This is a genomic window from Pantoea sp. X-Soil-TKNS-1280 (assembly GCF_059730475.1).
The window spans coordinates 1,702,464-1,717,483 of sequence record NZ_AP035962.1 but is presented as its reverse complement, the minus strand read 5'-3'; the positions used below and the strand labels follow the sequence as shown (position 1 = coordinate 1,717,483).

18 protein-coding genes are annotated in these 15,020 nt (G+C 47.6%); 12 read left to right on the top strand and 6 right to left on the bottom strand.

The window, feature by feature from the left end; all coding sequences use genetic code 11:
• The first annotated feature begins 22 nt into the window (after positions 1 to 22).
• The gene (locus AC6I8X_RS08085; protein WP_497840863.1) at positions 23 to 379 is read left to right on the top strand and encodes a DUF4186 domain-containing protein; all 357 of its coding nucleotides are present in this window, start codon (positions 23 to 25) and stop codon (positions 377 to 379) included.
• Positions 380 to 420: 41 nt separating this feature from the next.
• On the opposite strand, the gene AC6I8X_RS08080 is transcribed toward AC6I8X_RS08085, so the two are convergent.
• Positions 421 to 603 (bottom strand): hypothetical protein, encoded by a 183-nt coding sequence (locus tag AC6I8X_RS08080; protein WP_313686269.1) that lies wholly within the window; start codon positions 601 to 603, stop codon positions 421 to 423.
• 211 nt (positions 604 to 814) lie between these two features.
• Here AC6I8X_RS08080 and AC6I8X_RS08075 point away from each other — a divergent pair, with 211 nt between their 5' ends.
• Positions 815 to 1,144 carry a hypothetical protein gene (locus tag AC6I8X_RS08075; protein WP_299452165.1) on the top strand — a complete coding sequence of 110 codons (330 nt, stop codon included), beginning with the start codon at positions 815 to 817 and terminating at the stop codon, positions 1,142 to 1,144.
• Positions 1,145 to 1,198: 54 nt separating this feature from the next.
• Positions 1,199 to 2,206, top strand: coding sequence for a Ppx/GppA phosphatase family protein (locus AC6I8X_RS08070; RefSeq protein WP_497840862.1), 1,008 nt, complete (start codon positions 1,199 to 1,201; stop codon positions 2,204 to 2,206).
• Between the two features lie 26 nt (positions 2,207 to 2,232).
• Here AC6I8X_RS08070 and AC6I8X_RS08065 read toward each other — a convergent pair whose 3' ends face one another.
• Complete coding sequence (locus AC6I8X_RS08065) at positions 2,233 to 2,439, bottom strand: DUF2767 family protein (protein ID WP_299452160.1); 207 nt, start codon at positions 2,437 to 2,439, stop codon at positions 2,233 to 2,235.
• A 140-nt stretch (positions 2,440 to 2,579) separates the two neighbouring features.
• Between AC6I8X_RS08065 and AC6I8X_RS08060 the strand changes: the two genes are divergently transcribed.
• Together AC6I8X_RS08060 and AC6I8X_RS08055 are read left to right on the top strand one after the other, a co-directional pair.
• Entirely contained in the window at positions 2,580 to 2,828 is a 249-nt protein-coding gene (locus AC6I8X_RS08060; protein WP_313686263.1) for a CsbD family protein, read from the top strand.
• A gap of 188 nt (positions 2,829 to 3,016) precedes the next feature.
• The gene (locus AC6I8X_RS08055; protein WP_497840861.1) at positions 3,017 to 6,016 is read left to right on the top strand and encodes a glycoside hydrolase family 18 protein; all 3,000 of its coding nucleotides are present in this window, start codon (positions 3,017 to 3,019) and stop codon (positions 6,014 to 6,016) included.
• A gap of 84 nt (positions 6,017 to 6,100) precedes the next feature.
• Here the strand turns inward: AC6I8X_RS08055 and AC6I8X_RS08050 are convergent, their stop codons facing one another.
• Together AC6I8X_RS08050 and AC6I8X_RS08045 are read right to left on the bottom strand one after the other, a co-directional pair.
• Positions 6,101 to 6,292 carry a hypothetical protein gene (locus AC6I8X_RS08050; protein WP_497840860.1) on the bottom strand — a complete coding sequence of 64 codons (192 nt, stop codon included), beginning with the start codon at positions 6,290 to 6,292 and terminating at the stop codon, positions 6,101 to 6,103.
• Between the two features lie 122 nt (positions 6,293 to 6,414).
• Complete coding sequence (locus tag AC6I8X_RS08045; RefSeq protein ID WP_084873931.1) at positions 6,415 to 6,612, bottom strand: DUF6404 family protein; 198 nt, start codon at positions 6,610 to 6,612, stop codon at positions 6,415 to 6,417.
• A 239-nt stretch (positions 6,613 to 6,851) separates the two neighbouring features.
• Here AC6I8X_RS08045 and AC6I8X_RS08040 point away from each other — a divergent pair, with 239 nt between their 5' ends.
• The 3 genes from AC6I8X_RS08040 to AC6I8X_RS08030 all read left to right on the top strand — a co-directional run bounded on the left by AC6I8X_RS08040 (position 6,852) and on the right by AC6I8X_RS08030 (position 9,536).
• Complete coding sequence (locus AC6I8X_RS08040) at positions 6,852 to 7,262, top strand: Exc2 family lipoprotein (protein WP_497840859.1); 411 nt, start codon at positions 6,852 to 6,854, stop codon at positions 7,260 to 7,262.
• Positions 7,263 to 8,008: 746 nt separating this feature from the next.
• Complete coding sequence (locus tag AC6I8X_RS08035; protein ID WP_497840858.1) at positions 8,009 to 8,641, top strand: acyl-homoserine-lactone synthase; 633 nt, start codon at positions 8,009 to 8,011, stop codon at positions 8,639 to 8,641.
• Positions 8,642 to 8,948: 307 nt separating this feature from the next.
• On the top strand, positions 8,949 to 9,536 hold the full coding sequence (locus tag AC6I8X_RS08030) for an acyl-homoserine-lactone synthase (RefSeq protein ID WP_497840857.1): 588 nt from the start codon (positions 8,949 to 8,951) through the stop codon (positions 9,534 to 9,536).
• Between the two features lie 35 nt (positions 9,537 to 9,571).
• Here AC6I8X_RS08030 and AC6I8X_RS08025 read toward each other — a convergent pair whose 3' ends face one another.
• Both AC6I8X_RS08025 and icd read right to left on the bottom strand, forming a co-directional pair.
• Positions 9,572 to 10,288 (bottom strand): helix-turn-helix transcriptional regulator, encoded by a 717-nt coding sequence (locus AC6I8X_RS08025; protein ID WP_497840856.1) that lies wholly within the window; start codon positions 10,286 to 10,288, stop codon positions 9,572 to 9,574.
• Positions 10,289 to 10,650: 362 nt separating this feature from the next.
• Positions 10,651 to 11,901, bottom strand: coding sequence for an NADP-dependent isocitrate dehydrogenase (gene icd / locus AC6I8X_RS08020; RefSeq protein WP_084873924.1), 1,251 nt, complete (start codon positions 11,899 to 11,901; stop codon positions 10,651 to 10,653).
• Positions 11,902 to 12,032: 131 nt separating this feature from the next.
• Here icd and rluE point away from each other — a divergent pair, with 131 nt between their 5' ends.
• The 4 genes from rluE to hflD are packed head-to-tail and all read left to right on the top strand — an operon-like array spanning position 12,033 to position 15,004.
• On the top strand, positions 12,033 to 12,683 hold the full coding sequence (gene rluE, locus AC6I8X_RS08015; RefSeq protein ID WP_497840855.1) for a 23S rRNA pseudouridine(2457) synthase RluE: 651 nt from the start codon (positions 12,033 to 12,035) through the stop codon (positions 12,681 to 12,683).
• 16 nt (positions 12,684 to 12,699) lie between these two features.
• Positions 12,700 to 13,176 (top strand): NUDIX domain-containing protein, encoded by a 477-nt coding sequence (locus AC6I8X_RS08010; RefSeq protein WP_497840854.1) that lies wholly within the window; start codon positions 12,700 to 12,702, stop codon positions 13,174 to 13,176.
• Positions 13,177 to 13,215: 39 nt separating this feature from the next.
• Positions 13,216 to 14,328, top strand: coding sequence for a tRNA 2-thiouridine(34) synthase MnmA (gene mnmA, locus AC6I8X_RS08005; protein ID WP_084873921.1), 1,113 nt, complete (start codon positions 13,216 to 13,218; stop codon positions 14,326 to 14,328).
• A 34-nt stretch (positions 14,329 to 14,362) separates the two neighbouring features.
• On the top strand, positions 14,363 to 15,004 hold the full coding sequence (hflD, locus tag AC6I8X_RS08000) for a high frequency lysogenization protein HflD (RefSeq protein WP_084873920.1): 642 nt from the start codon (positions 14,363 to 14,365) through the stop codon (positions 15,002 to 15,004).
• Positions 15,005 to 15,020: the final 16 nt, after the last annotated feature.

Here is a 15,020-nt window from a genome sequence, read left to right as displayed (position 1 = left end):
ATTATTGCGGCCGGAGGATGTTATGAGAGATGAAAACGCGCTGTTTGCTCGCCTGGCGCAATCGCCCTTTCGCCGTCGCTTCCATCTGGGAGCGAAAGAACGTCAATATTGTCTGGATAAGGGACCGGATATCATCGACCAGCACGCTGCGGATTTTATCGCGCGTCGTCTGGCGGAAGCCGAACCGCACAACGATGGCAAGCAGACGCCGATGCGCGACCACCCGGTGTTTATCGCCCAACATGCTACCGCAACCTGTTGTCGCGGCTGCCTGGCGAAATGGCACGGTATTGCCGCACATCAGCCACTTTCCGCGGAGCAGCAGCATTATATCGTGCGGGTGATCCACCGCTGGCTGGTGGGAGAAATGAACCAGTGAGGAAACACGCGCCGTTCGGACCTGACGGCGCGCTGCGGGCCCTACTCTTGCGCGGCAACCTCAGCCGCCACTAACATCAGCGCCAGACCGGCGTCATCAGGATTGAATTGCTGCATCACCTCACGTAGCGCCGAAACACAGTTCATGACCTGCTGTTTTTGATCGGCTTCGAGTTGATCAATGGCGTGCTGAAGAATCATTAGACTGGCTTCTTCTTCTTTCATTACTTTTCCCTTGTTCTGCTAAGCTGATGCGCAATGTTGGCAAGAATACCGTTTATCTGCTAGCAAAGTCACCCTTTAACATTTCCCTCGCTTAACGATTACACAAATAGCAAATGGGAAGCGGCACCAGACCTGCTATGATCAGCATATCGTGGTCATTGTGCAGACTTTGCTGCCACGGCAAACCAGGGATCGAATCAGGAACAGGACCATGTTGCGAATCACCGTAGTTCTCACCTTATTGTTACTGGCTGGCTGCAGTTCCACCCCAAAAGGCGTGGATTGTCCCGGCGAGGTCGCCACCATTTATGGTCAGGCGATGGGCAACACCGAAGCGCGTATTTTTGACCTGGTTAACGCGTTTTCTGTCACCAAAGATGATGTCACCGTGCAAAGCGGCAGATTGCACTCCTCTGACCGTTTTCAGTATGTCCCCTCGGCAGTGACGCCCGAAGGCTATTACGCCCAGCGACTGTCGGATAAACAGTTCCGTCTAATCAACCCCTATCAAAACACCATGATCACCTGGACATGCCCGTAAGCCGTGCGTCGCAGGTTAACGTTCCTTTTTATCTTCTCTCTGACAGGAGTCACTATGAGATTTGCTGTGCGTGTTGTATCGCTGTTGTTCGTTATCACCCTGCCGTCTCTGGCCTTTGCCGACGATTGCTGGCAAACGCGAGCCGGTATCGATATGGGTTCTGGCACCACCAAAATTGCCGTCACTGAAGTCAATATCTGCCAGCATCAACTGGGAAAAGTATTATTTGAGGACCAGCGCCCGATTGGTTTCAACGACGCCCTGGCCCACTCCGGCAACAATCAGCTGGATGAGGCGATCCAGCAGCAGGGATTGCATGCCTTACAACAGCTGGTGACGCAGGCGCAACGCTATCATCCACAACGTATCAGCGGCGTTGCGACTGCCGTTTTTCGTTCTGCCGGTAACGGCCAGGCGGTGATTGATCGTTTCAATCAGCAGGCGGGCGTGCAGCTGAAAATTATCAGCCAGCAGCAGGAAGCTGAGCTGGGTTTCCGCTCCGCTAAAGCGGCCCTCAATGACCCTAAACTCCGCGATGAAGATCTGTTGGTGTGGGATATTGGTGGCGGCTCAATGCAGATGACAGCCTGGCGCGAACAGCAGGGGAAAGCGGTATCCGATGTGTATCAGGGTAAGCTGGCTTCGGTGACGCTGAAAAATTTCATTGTTGATGTGTTGAAAAACCAACCTTCCGCGACCTCTCCGAATCCCATCGGCTCCTGGCGCCCTTCCGTACTGCGTTTTGTCGAGTTTTATGCCCACAACGATGTCCCGGCGCAAATTAAACAGGACCTCAGCAACCGTCGGGTGGTCGGTATCGGGGGTGTGCACGGTTTTTCTATTAAGAATCAGCTGAAAATCAGAGGCAATCAATACGATCTGGCAGCGCTTGAGCAGGCGTCAAAACAACAGGTCTGGAAAGGCGATAGCGAACTGACTGGCGATTATCGTGCCACCGACGTGAGCAATTTGCTGCTGGTCGAAGGATATATGCGCGCTCTGAACATTAAGGATGTCACGGTGGTGAAAGCCAGCCTGATTCAGGGTGTGCTGCTGGAATAAATCAGGCCGGACGTCCGGTATTTTTATCATGGCTTGACCAGCCGGATAGCATGTTCCAGCATACGTTGCTCATCGCGCTCATCATGGGCGCGATGGTGACGGGTTCGCTTCAGCAGGTCAGTGATTTCTTCTCTTTTGGTTTCGTGCCCGCATTCCGCCAGCACAATCACCGCATCACCAATCACCCGGCAAACTTCGTCATAATCGTCCTCGTTTAACACATCGCGTTTCATCGCTCCTCCTGACGCTTATTACCTGTACCAAGCCTGGACAGAATTCTGGTTTCCTGCAAACCCCTTGTTCCTCGCGGTTGCTGGTGACGTATTCCCTGACTACGCTGAAAGAGAGATTCACAACCATCAGGGAGTCATTTATGACTGGAAAAGCGGAAGCAAAACTGAATGAAGCAGCAGGAGCAGTAGAAGAGAAAGTAGGCGAAGTCACTGGTTCACGCCGCCATCAGCTCAAAGGTGCAGCCCGACGTTATCCGGCAAAAGCCAGCTATGCGGCTCAGGATGCTGCTGATTGCGTCATTAAAAGCGTACGTGATAATCCGGTGACCGGATTAGCGCTGGCAGCCAGTGTCGGCATAGTCGTCGGTTTTCTGCTGGGAAGGAAATAAGCATTTCAGGTTGCGCATGGAGGCGCAAATATCGTCCTGCCTACTCCCCTTTATTTTTATTATCCTGCCTGACTTAGAAATTTCTCCTGCCACTTCTCTCATTCTTATTATTGCAAAGAATTTCCTCAAGCCCCTTTAGACATATTTTGTTTATTCTTGTAACGGAATTAAACATTGGAGATTTAGGGATGAAGAAGTTATCAGTAATTGCAATAGCGACATTATCGGCGATTTATGGTGGTAATGCATTTGCGGTTGAAGTCACACCTGACGAAAGCGGTACCATTGCTGAAGAGCATAGCGGTAGCGCAGGCGATGTGAGCCGCCATCGTGGTGACCGACTGAAAACGAAAATACAATGGAAAGCATGGAGCAGTGATATGGAGGGGCTGCATCCGCACAGCCCCAAAAATTACCAGGTTTACAAAGTTGAATATGCTAACCCAGGTGATATTTATCCTTCATCAGGGAATAGCAGCAACCTGATTCTCAGTGAAAATGAGAATGGATTTGCAGCAAATCTGGAAAAGAATGTCCCCTTTCAGCTCAACAGCAATAAGATCGTCGGCATGTATTTCGATGAATGGGCTTATTGGGAACGATCATATACCGCCGATTTAGTTCCGGCGAAAAACCTTACTCATATATTCTGGAGCTTCCTCGGTCTTTGTGATTTTGGTGCACAACGTCCGGGAAATGTTACCTTGCCAGTGACCAACAATACCGGGCTGATCGCTGAAGGCAACGAGCGCGGGCAAAAAATCCTTAAAGCCATGTGCGGCCAGGGTAATTTCCCGGTGGAAAACGGAGAAACCAGCTGGGAGGGTAATGATACACCAGCTAAACAGCAGGGTGATTTTTCTGTCTCGCGTTACGATCCTCAGGCCTCATATTTTGGTTTGAAAGCGCTGGAAAGAATGAAGAAAGCGAACCCGCAGCTGAAAGTGATGGTCTCCGTCGGCGGCTGGTCAATGAGTGCGCCGTTTCACGCCATGGTAGAAACCAAAGAAGGCCGTGATATTTTCGTTAAATCCATTATGAATTTCCTGAGCGAATATCCTTTCGTGGACGGTATCGATCTTGACTGGGAATTCGTCGGTTTTACCGGAACGTCAGCCATAGGCGACCTGGCGATTGATGGTTATCAGAATGAAAGAGAACACTATACAGCGCTGGTCAAACAACTTCGTTCCGCGATGGATACCCAATATAGCGGCGCGCAACGTAAACAACTGAGTGCCGCCGTCAGCGCCTCACCTGCTAAACTCGCCGCGATCGATTTTAACAGCCTGAAAGATGATTTTGATTTTATCAATATCATGACTTACGACATGTACGGTGCCTTTGCCCGTAACCCTGGCCATCATGCGGGAGTCTATGCCAAACCGATTGCCGGAACCTATTACCAACAAGCTAATCAGAACAAACTCAAAGACGAAGCGGGCAATATCATTATTGATGGCCAGGGTAACGATATGACTGGCGAACAGGCGCAACGCGGTTTCAGTGCCGAAGGCGCAGTGAAAGCCATTCTCGATAATAACCCGGACTTCCCCTCCGAAAAACTGGTGGTCGGTGCCGCTGCCTATAGCCGGGGCTGGCACAGTGTCAGCGTCAAACCGCAGCATGACAAACTTTTCTGGCATGGGATTGCCAATGGCGAAGAGGTCAGCCGTAAAGGACTTGGCAGTAATGGAACCTTTGAAAATGGTGTGACTGACTATCGCGAATTGTACGACACCTTTATCAGCAAGAAGCAGGATACCTATTACGATAAACAGGCTGAAGCTGCCTATATCTGGAAACCCATTGCCCCGGTAAAGGGTAATCCAACGGCTCAGGTTGAAACCTTTGACTCGCAGCGTTCAGTCATTGCCAAAGGTGACCTGCTTAAAAAATATAAATTAGGTGGCCTGTTTGTTTGGGCGGCCAGTAACGATAATGGTTTGATTCTGAATAGTATGAACGCGGCTGTTTGTAATAAGCTGGCGAACGGCAGCTACTATAACTTTACCGAAGACTATAACGGTGTTGTTGATACCAGGGTTATCGATTCGCAGCAAGGTATCCCGACCAAAGTCAATGAGATCCTCTCCGGGCCGGCCAGTTACAACTTTAACGGCCAGGACTTTTGCACCTCCAGCGCCGACGAAAGTCTGGCCCCGGTGGTATCGCTGAATACCGCGACGCTCTCCGTCGTCGGTACCAATGATGTGGGTTTTGGCTATACGGTTACCGGCAGCAGTAATCAGCAGGATGTGATCTGGAGGTGGGAACGTACGGAGGGTAACAGCGAAATTACGCTTAAATCCTACGATAAAGAATCCGCTGAAATTGTGGTACCCAAGGGTCTGTTCGATGTTTCAGCAACATTCCGTTTGACCGCCACTAACAGCAAGCAAAAATCCGGCGAAGCCATCGTGACCATTAACGTGGTGAAACCCGGCGTCGGGATTACCGGTGCAGACAGTATGCCATCCGCCAATCCGGCCCAAATGCAGGCCAGGGCAAATTTTGACCAGGCCAGTTATCAATGGACCCTGAAACAGGGCTCCCAGATTGTGGCTAATGGTATTGACCCGAATGGACAGATTAAAGCTGGTCTGACCGCTGGGAACTACCTTGTCGAAGTCAATGCTTCGAGTGTGAAAGGTGCGCGATCCGCCACGCAAACTCATCCGATTGAAGTCACTCAGGAGGCACAAAACCATGATCAGGCATTTATTGATGCTCTGGAATTAGTCATCCTCCCCACAGACAACGGCAGCAACATCACTTTTGCCGGTGGCGTGTCTTCTTCTGCCACAGCAACCAGCGTGCCGGCCTATCAATGGACACTTCCATCGAGTGCCCAGGGTGGCAGCAATGGGCTGGCTACACAGAGTTTTACGGTTAACAAAACCAATCAGGTACAGAACCTGAAAGTCACTGTGTCCGTCGCTGCTGGTAAGGAATCCCGCACACTGGTGAAAGATATCACCGTTCCGGCACTTTCTGATTCCACGGGGTATTCGGAATGGGTTTACGGTAGCGACTATAAAGCCGGTGATGTGGTGCAACACAAAGGCAAGCTGTTCCAATGTGTCATTGCTGGCTGGTGTAGCCAGACCGGTGAATGGTCTCAGTTACATTACGAGCCAGAAACAGGTATCAGCTGGACTCAGGCCTGGAAGTACTACAACAGGTAATATTGCAGAGTTAACCACTCATCTTCGCTGCGATCATTGCGATCGCAGCTTTTTTATTCATCAACATTCAGGCTCCAGCCAGCATTACTGATGGTATCCCACATCATCACGCCTTTCCTGAATATGTTCATCCGGCGTTTCAGCCACATCCGCCAGACCGTTGTTACCAGCATTGAAGTGACGACCACTGTACACATGCATACTGGGGGGCGCGGGTACCGGCTGCGCACAGGATCCAAATGACAGCAACAGAAAAAACCAGGCAGCTAGCGGCATCTTCCTCATTATCCACTCACCCACAAAATGATCCAAAAGTGCGCCTAGCTTGCCTGAGGCTTTGCAAATTAGTGTCAGTGCAGCGCAAAGCTGCGTGTTGAGCCTTGAGCAGATGCGAAAAATCAGGCCTGTGATTTACGGGTTTTGTAGCGCGCCACCATGGTCATTAACGCCTGATAAATCAGGCCAGCATACAGGCTCATCACTATCGCGAGGCCGGGTTCTTTTCCCTGCGCCTGCCAGGAAACAAACCACATAAAAATGCCCCATAGCAGTGAAAAAACCAGCCAGCCCTTAATGAATTTCATTACACCCTGCATAACCCCTCCTGTCATTGAACGCTGACGATAACGGTTTATCCGACAAAAAACACCGTTCAGCTATCGGGAATGTTATCTGTATCACCCTGGATTATTTTCTGAAGGAAAAGATTGACAATCCGGGTGGTAAACAGGCACCCTTTTTACGGCATTACAGTCATATATCAAATACCCCAGATGGAATAATGGCAATAATCACAAACTTTTGCCTGATATTTACCTAAATAATGGAATATAACATGCTTAAAAATACCCTGGCGATAAGCGCCATCGCGCTATCATTGGTTTTTCTTAGTAGTTGTGCCCAATCGGACAATAGCGCAAAACGCCATGCTATTCATTTTGTTCATACTGTTGATGACAATGATCCTAATTTCAGAATGAATAAAGCGGACTCAATCCGCCTAATGACGCCTTTTTTCGAACAATTCTGGCAACAGGGAAAAAAAGATCGTGAGGCCGGACTGACGGCAACGGACATACAACAACGCGTTAATTATTACCGTAGTGATGAATTCATAAAATCCATTCATGGCACATCCCAATTCGCCGGTAAAGAATACAAGGAAAATGTATCACCCCACTGGCGAGAAAATATGGCCAAGGCAATATCGGAAACCTATATGGATGGTTTTGAAGGACGGGGGTGATTGCAGGCTGAAGAATGGCGACAATAAACCTTCTGATAATATTGGTGAAAATGCCACTGGTGACAGGAATACACTATGAATGGATTCAGACCAGGCACGCCCAAGCGACGATTTTTAGTATATTTAATCTGATTGTTTACGATATTTCTCCTTTCGAATCAGGCCGGACCATGTAGCCCAATGAACACACATGACTGGCTCGGAGTCTTCTCCTGGATTTTTATGCTAATCGGTGTTTACGCATTTTATTCCGGACTATTTCTTTAACAGTAAAGAACATTCAAAGCCTCTCAGGTTGAGGTGGGAGGCTTCTATTCGTTATTGTTAATGAGCCTATTAGCGCTCACGGGTTATCAAATTGACGGACAGAATATTCAGGTTGTCAGCTGTAAATCATGCAAATTATCGCTTAAATATTGTGAGACGATGATTATTGTTATCTTTTTTAAAAGGCTCACACAAAGACAGTAAGTTTAATGAACATCAAAAAAGTGCAATATATTACGGTCGATATTCACTAAGTTACTGAGGCATGCTTTTTTTAAAGCATATCACACAAAAAAAACTATATAAGATATCACAATCGTGACTATCAAGTTGTGATGCCTGTTTAATTTTTTAACTTTACCTTCAATTTCCAATACAAAAAAATTTACCAAGGTATTGTTTATTGACTTTGGTATAGTTGTGTTTTTTAATTGTATATCCATTCCAAGGTTAAATATAAAGTTAAAAGGAAATATTACATGATTCAACTATATGTTGTTCCGTATTCTTTTCTTACACAAAATGAAGCCAACAGTCTGTTCCATCTTAGAAAAAGGGTTTTTAAAGACAGGCTTGATTGGGCAGTAAATTGCACTGATGAGAAGGAGATTGATGCATATGACACGCATGATGCCAATTATATACTGGGAAAATACTGTAATGAGGTGATTTGCGGTGTGCGACTTATTGAAATTGACAAACCCAACATGTTGAAATGTGGTGTTTTTAACTTATTCTTTAACAACATTAAGATTTCAACCGGAAATTATCTGGAAGCCAGCAGGCTATTTATTGATAAAGATCGCATAAATAAATTAAAGTTATTTAATCACCCTGTCTGCGCACTGATTTTTATCGCAATCATAAATTTCACTCGACGGAATAATTATGAAGGAATTTACTCTATAGCAAGCGAGGCTATGTTATATATATATCGGAGGACAGGTTGGTGCGTAAAAGTGTTAGAATCAGGTTATTCTGAAAAAGGAGAGGCAGTGCATTATGTTTTCATGCCTATAGATGAGTCGAATACTAATCGAATACTAAAAAAATTAAGACTTGACCACCTCACCATTCACGAAAATTTCGTTAATTATTCTTTTAAAATTTAACATGTAAAATTAAAGAAATCATGTAATGATTGATATCCTTTCTGCAAAGATAATGTTGTATTATTAATAAAATCTATAACATGATTTTATGCTTTCTTGTAAGATGAAATCTGTTTTGTGACGACACTCTTTTTATACCTTCATCTAATCATCTAAACTTAAGCCAATAACTGATAAAAACTTCAGACAAATCACAGAGAGTTTTTGTTGCAAGAGTTTCTAATCAACGCACAAAATCATCCATTGTAATTTAGTTCTGTTCTTTAAAACTCATCTCAATAAACTCAAATAGCCGAGAATCGTTATAATGATTACATTTGAATCATGTAATTACAGCAACATGCTAAAAAAAGATCTCACCGAATTTTATTTCATAAGAAAAAAAATATTTAAAGATAAATTGGATTGGTTAGTGAAATGCAAAGATGGCATGGAGTTTGATGAATATGATAATGAGAATACACATTATCTTATAGGAAAACAGGAAGGAAAAATAATTTGCGGATGCCGGTTTATTGACATGCATTTTGATAACATGTTTACTGGGGTTTTCTATAAATATTTCGATAAGATAACATTACCTGAAGGTAATTATGTAGAAGTTACACGTCTATTCATTGACACAGAGCGAGATACAGATTACGAATTCGCAAGGGATTTAAAACTTCGTTTCTTCCTGAATATTCATTCTTTCGCAAAAAAATCTGGTTACGATGGCATTTATGCCGTCGCATCCGAGCAGCTGCTGTGCAGTTTAATTAAAGCCGGATGGAACATAGAAGTTCAAAAAATTGGGACATCTGAAAAAAAAGAATACATCTATCTGATCATTATGCCAACTAAGGACAACGCAGTATTTTGTCTAAACGATGCTTTAAAGAATAAATCTGCATAGTATGTACAAATATCATTGACAACTATCTCGCTTTATTAATCACCTGTGGGGACATTGATTAATTTTAAGTCAGAGGCTAATCTGATTGCATGTTTTGCATTGACAGCCTCTAACTTCTGCACAATCTTTGCCATATGAAATTTCACTGTAGACACTGTGATATCCAAATGTGATGCAATTTCCCTATAAGTTTCACCAACAGCTGCCCAATAAAGAATTTCGTTCTCTCTGGAAGTGAATTTAATAGTGTGATTATTGTTATCTATTTTGAAAAAATCATACAAAGACAGTAATTTTTGATGAACCTTCACAAAAACAGACAGTTCAATATCAATATTTCGTGTGTTTTCACCTGCTAAATCAGCCATCTGGTCATTAAAAATTGACAGCAGTGCTAGATTGTTTTTGTAGTCATGAATTATATATGTATGCCCATTATTGATGTCATACTCTTTCGCATGAAGCATTACCTTCGGCAAGGCTAACTTTGAAGAAATAATAATTTCCTCATTCCAGTTAAAACCTTCCACTCTCGTTAGTGCCTTCATTACTACCGGGTCTACCATTTGATGCACATTTTCCACATATAAATCAAACCACTCAGGAAAATTATTTATAATGCGAATTTCATTTAAATCCTTTTTGTTTATAATGAAATATCCATATTTATAGCCTTTTATCCCGGGAAAAGCCTCCTCCAGAAATAGTTTAATTTTTTCATTTATATCGTCATTTGCATAAAATTTTGACATAGTCTTTCTTTACCCCGGGATGTTCTCTTTTCTGTGGTTCATCTTTAACATATTCATAAGGTATATGACTATTTGATATTCGAAATTTTATGAATTGTTATGACCACCATCACTAACCAATACTAAAGAACAGGTATTGTAACATTAAAGATTAGGCTTCTGTACTTAAGAAAATGTCCTTAGTTAACTAAGAATATTCTTTTTATTAGTGTTGATTCTGTTTCCCTCAATTGAAACCAGGCTCAGATAACAATTAACGCCAAAAAATTCAAAAGACTGACCTCATCCGGCCGCTAGTACAAGTGCACCAACAAAAACGGGAGCCACTGGCTCCCGTTCTACATTCCACCCAAAAAGGCAGCTTACATATTCGCGATAATCGCGTCGCCAAACTCTGAACATTTCAGCAGTTTAGCGCCTTCCATCAGACGTTCGAAGTCATAGGTCACGGTTTTGTTGGCGATTGCGCCTTCCATGCCTTTAACAATCAGGTCTGCGGCTTCGAACCACTCCAGATGACGCAGCATCATTTCTGCGGACAGGATGACGGAACCTGGGTTCACTTTATCCTGGCCTGCATACTTCGGTGCAGTACCGTGAGTAGCTTCGAACAGTGCGCATTCATCACCGATGTTTGCACCCGGTGCGATACCGATGCCGCCAACCTGCGCCGCCAGGGCGTCAGAAATGTAGTCACCGTTCAGGTTCATACAGGCGATAACATCATATTCAGCCGGACGCAGCAGGATCTGCTGCAGGAAGGCATCAGCGATCACGTCTTTCACGATGATCTCTTTGCCGGTGTTCGGGTTTTTGAACTTCATCCACGGGCCGCCATCGATCAGCTCGCCGCCGAATTCTTCTTTCACCAGCTGGTAGCCCCAGTCTTTGAAAGAACCTTCGGTGAACTTCATGATGTTGCCTTTGTGAACCAGCGTCAGGGAATCACGATCGTTGGTGATGGTGTATTCCACGGCAGCACGCACCAGACGTTTGGTACCTTCTTCTGAACACGGCTTCACGCCGATACCACACTGCTGCGGGAAGCGAATTTTCTTCACACCCATCTCTTCACGCAGGAATTTGATCACTTTGTCAGCTTCAGGCGTACCGGCTTTCCACTCGATACCCGCATAGATATCTTCGGAGTTTTCACGGAAGATCACCATATCGGTATCTTCAGGACGTTTTACCGGGCTTGGGGTGCCTTTGTAGTAGCGAACCGGACGCAGACAAACGTACAGATCCAGCTCCTGACGCAGTGCAACGTTCAGAGAACGAATACCGCCACCAACCGGAGTGGTCAGCGGGCCTTTGATGGCAACGCGGTATTCTTTGATTAAATCGAGGGTTTCCTGCGGCAGCCAGACATCCTGGCCATAGAGTTCTACTGACTTCTCACCGGTGTAAATTTCCATCCAGGAAATTTTTCGCTCGCCGTTGTAGGCTTTCTTCACAGCGGCATCAACCACCTTCAGCATCACGGGGGAAACGTCAACACCGATGCCGTCACCTTCAATGTAGGGGATGACCGGGTTATTTGGCACTACCAGTTTGCCCTGATCCAGGGTGATTTTCTGACCTTCCGCCGGAACAACTACTTTGCTTTCCATTAACCTCTCCTTCGAGCGATTTTTTGTTAATGATTTGTAAGATGCGCGTCAATACTACTTGAATATTTCCGCCGCGCCAATCACCGCAGTTTCGCGTTATAATGCGCTGATTGTCACCAACTGCAAAGCCCATGCGAAAAACTTCCCAACGAATTCACCAGGATAAACGATTCAGCGCCCCGTCACGCAAGCCTGTCCGTCGTGATACGCGGCCTCGGGGTCCAGTGCGCGTCATACTCTTTAACAAACCTTTCGATGTTTTACCGCAATTCAGCGATGAGGCCGGACGCCGGACGCTAAAAGATTTTGTGCCCGTGACTGACGTCTACGCCGCGGGGCGCCTCGATCGCGACAGCGAAGGGCTGATGATTTTAACCAACGATGGCGCGCTACAGGCGCAGCTGACCCAGCCAGGCAAACGCACCGGGAAAATTTATTTTGTGCAGGTGGAAGGCGAACCGCAGGAATCAGATTTATCCCGCCTGCGCAGCGGCGTGACCTTAAATGATGGCCCGACCCTGCCCGCAGGCGTCGAACGGGTACCAGAGCCGGAGTGGCTCTGGCCGCGCCAGCCGCCGATCCGTGAACGCAAAGCCATTCCGGTTAGCTGGCTGAAAATCACCTTATATGAAGGCCGTAACCGTCAGGTCCGGCGTATGACGGCGCACATTGGTTTCCCTACCCTGCGCTTGATCCGTTTCGCCATGGGGGAACATCAGCTGGATAATCTGGCACCGGGTGAGTGGCGTGATGTCAGTCCGAATTCAATAACTTCAGGTTAACAATCCGGGAGGATCGATGTTTAAACCTCATGTCACCGTCGCCTGCATCGTGCAGGCGGAAGGGCAGTTACTGGTGGTGGAAGAACGCATACGCGGACACGCCACCTGGAACCAACCCGCCGGTCATCTGGAGGCGGATGAGACCCTGCTGGAAGCCGCACAACGCGAGTTATTCGAAGAAACCGGTATTGATGCCACACCGCACTATTTTCTTGGCGTACAACAATGGATCGCCTCGGATAATACGCCTTTTGTGCGGTTTCTTTTTGGCCTGGATTTGGCACAACGTGCCGCGACCACCCCGCATGATGATGACATCGATTGCTGCTGGTGGCTGACGCCAGAGCAGATTCTCACTGCGGATAACCTGCGTTCACCGCTGGTGGCTGAAAGTGTGCGATTGTGGCAACAGGGAGCGCGCTACCCCTTACAACTGGTCGCACCGTTCCAGTGGCCGTTTCACAAGGGTGCGCACCCGGCTTCCGCGTGCTAGAATACGCCGCCTGTTTTTATCGTAATTTAAGAGTGTGTCATGTCTGACAACAGCCAGAAAAAAGTGATCGTCGGTATGTCCGGCGGCGTCGATTCTTCCGTTTCCGCCTGGTTACTGCAACAGCAGGGCTATAAGGTGGAGGGCCTGTTCATGAAGAACTGGGAGGAAGACGACGGCGAGGAGTATTGTACTGCCGCTGAAGACCTGGCTGATGCGCAGGCCGTCTGCGACAAACTCGGTATCAAACTGCATAAGGTCAACTTTGCCGCAGAGTACTGGGACAATGTTTTTGAACATTTCCTCGAAGAGTACAAAGCGGGCCGTACGCCGAATCCCGACATTCTGTGTAATAAAGAGATCAAGTTTAAAGCGTTTCTTGAATTCGCTGCAGAAGATCTCGGTGCTGACTTTATCGCCACCGGCCATTATGTCCGCCGTCAGGATGTTGATGGTCAGAGCCGCCTGCTGCGCGGCCTTGATGGCAACAAAGATCAAAGCTACTTCCTCTACACCCTCAGCCACCAGCAGGTCGCACAAAGCCTGTTCCCGGTCGGCGAGCTGGAAAAACCGGAAGTCCGCCGCATTGCCGAGCAGCTTGATCTGATCACCGCGAAGAAAAAAGACTCCACCGGCATCTGCTTTATCGGCGAACGCAAATTCCGCGATTTCCTTGGCCGTTATCTGCCTGCCCAGCCGGGTGCCATTGAAACCGTTGATGGCGAAATCGTCGGTGAACATCAGGGTCTGATGTATCACACTCTGGGTCAGCGTAAGGGGCTGGGTATTGGTGGACGTAAAGAAAGCAATGACGATCCCTGGTACGTGGTCGATAAAGATGTCGAACGCAATCGCCTGATTGTGGCACAGGGCGGCGATCATCCGCGCCTGATGTCCGTGGGCCTGATTGCCCAGCAGCTGCATTGGGTTGATCGCCAACCGATCACCGCCCCACTGCGCTGTACGGTGAAAACCCGTTACCGCCAGACCGATATCCCTTGCGAAATTATCCCGCTGGGTGATGACCGTATTGAAGTGCGTTTTGATGAGCCGGTTGCTGCTGTTACGCCGGGACAATCTGCCGTGTTCTACCTGGGTGAAGTGTGCCTCGGTGGCGGCATTATCGAACAGCGTCTGCCCTGGGCAGCTGCCTGAGGTCGGCGTTGCCGACGCGTATACAGGAGTAACCGTGGCTAAGAACTATTATGAGATTACGCTGGCGCTGGCAGGTGTTTGCCAGGCGGCCCATCTGGTGCAACAGCTGGCGCATCAGGGCAATTGTAATAACGCCGCACTGAATGTCTCGCTGCGCAGCCTGCTGGATCTCAATCCTGGCTCAACGTTGGCGGTGTATGGCAATGATGAAGCCAATCTGCGGCTCGGCCTGGAAACCATGATGGCGGTGCTGAACAGCAGCAGCCGTCAGGGTGCAGGCGCGGAGTTGATGCGCTATACCCTGAGTCTGGTGGTGCTGGAGCGCAAGCTGCACAGCAATAAACAAGCACTCAACACCCTGGCCCAGCGCATCAGCCAGCTTGATCGTCAGCTGGCACATTATGAGCTGGAATCTGACACCATCACCAGCGCCATGGCCGCCATTTATGTTGATGTAATCAGCCCACTTGGCCCGCGTATTCAGGTGACCGGCTCGCCCCAGGTATTACAGAGCAGCCAGATCCAGAACCGGGTACGCGCCACCTTGCTGGCGGGTATCCGTTCTGCCGTATTATGGCAGCAGGTTGGCGGTGGCCGCCTGCAGCTGATGTTCTCGCGCCAGCGCTTGCTGCGTGAGGCAAAAACCATTTTATCCCGGCTGGGAACGGCGTATTAAGCGCCCTTCCGGCATC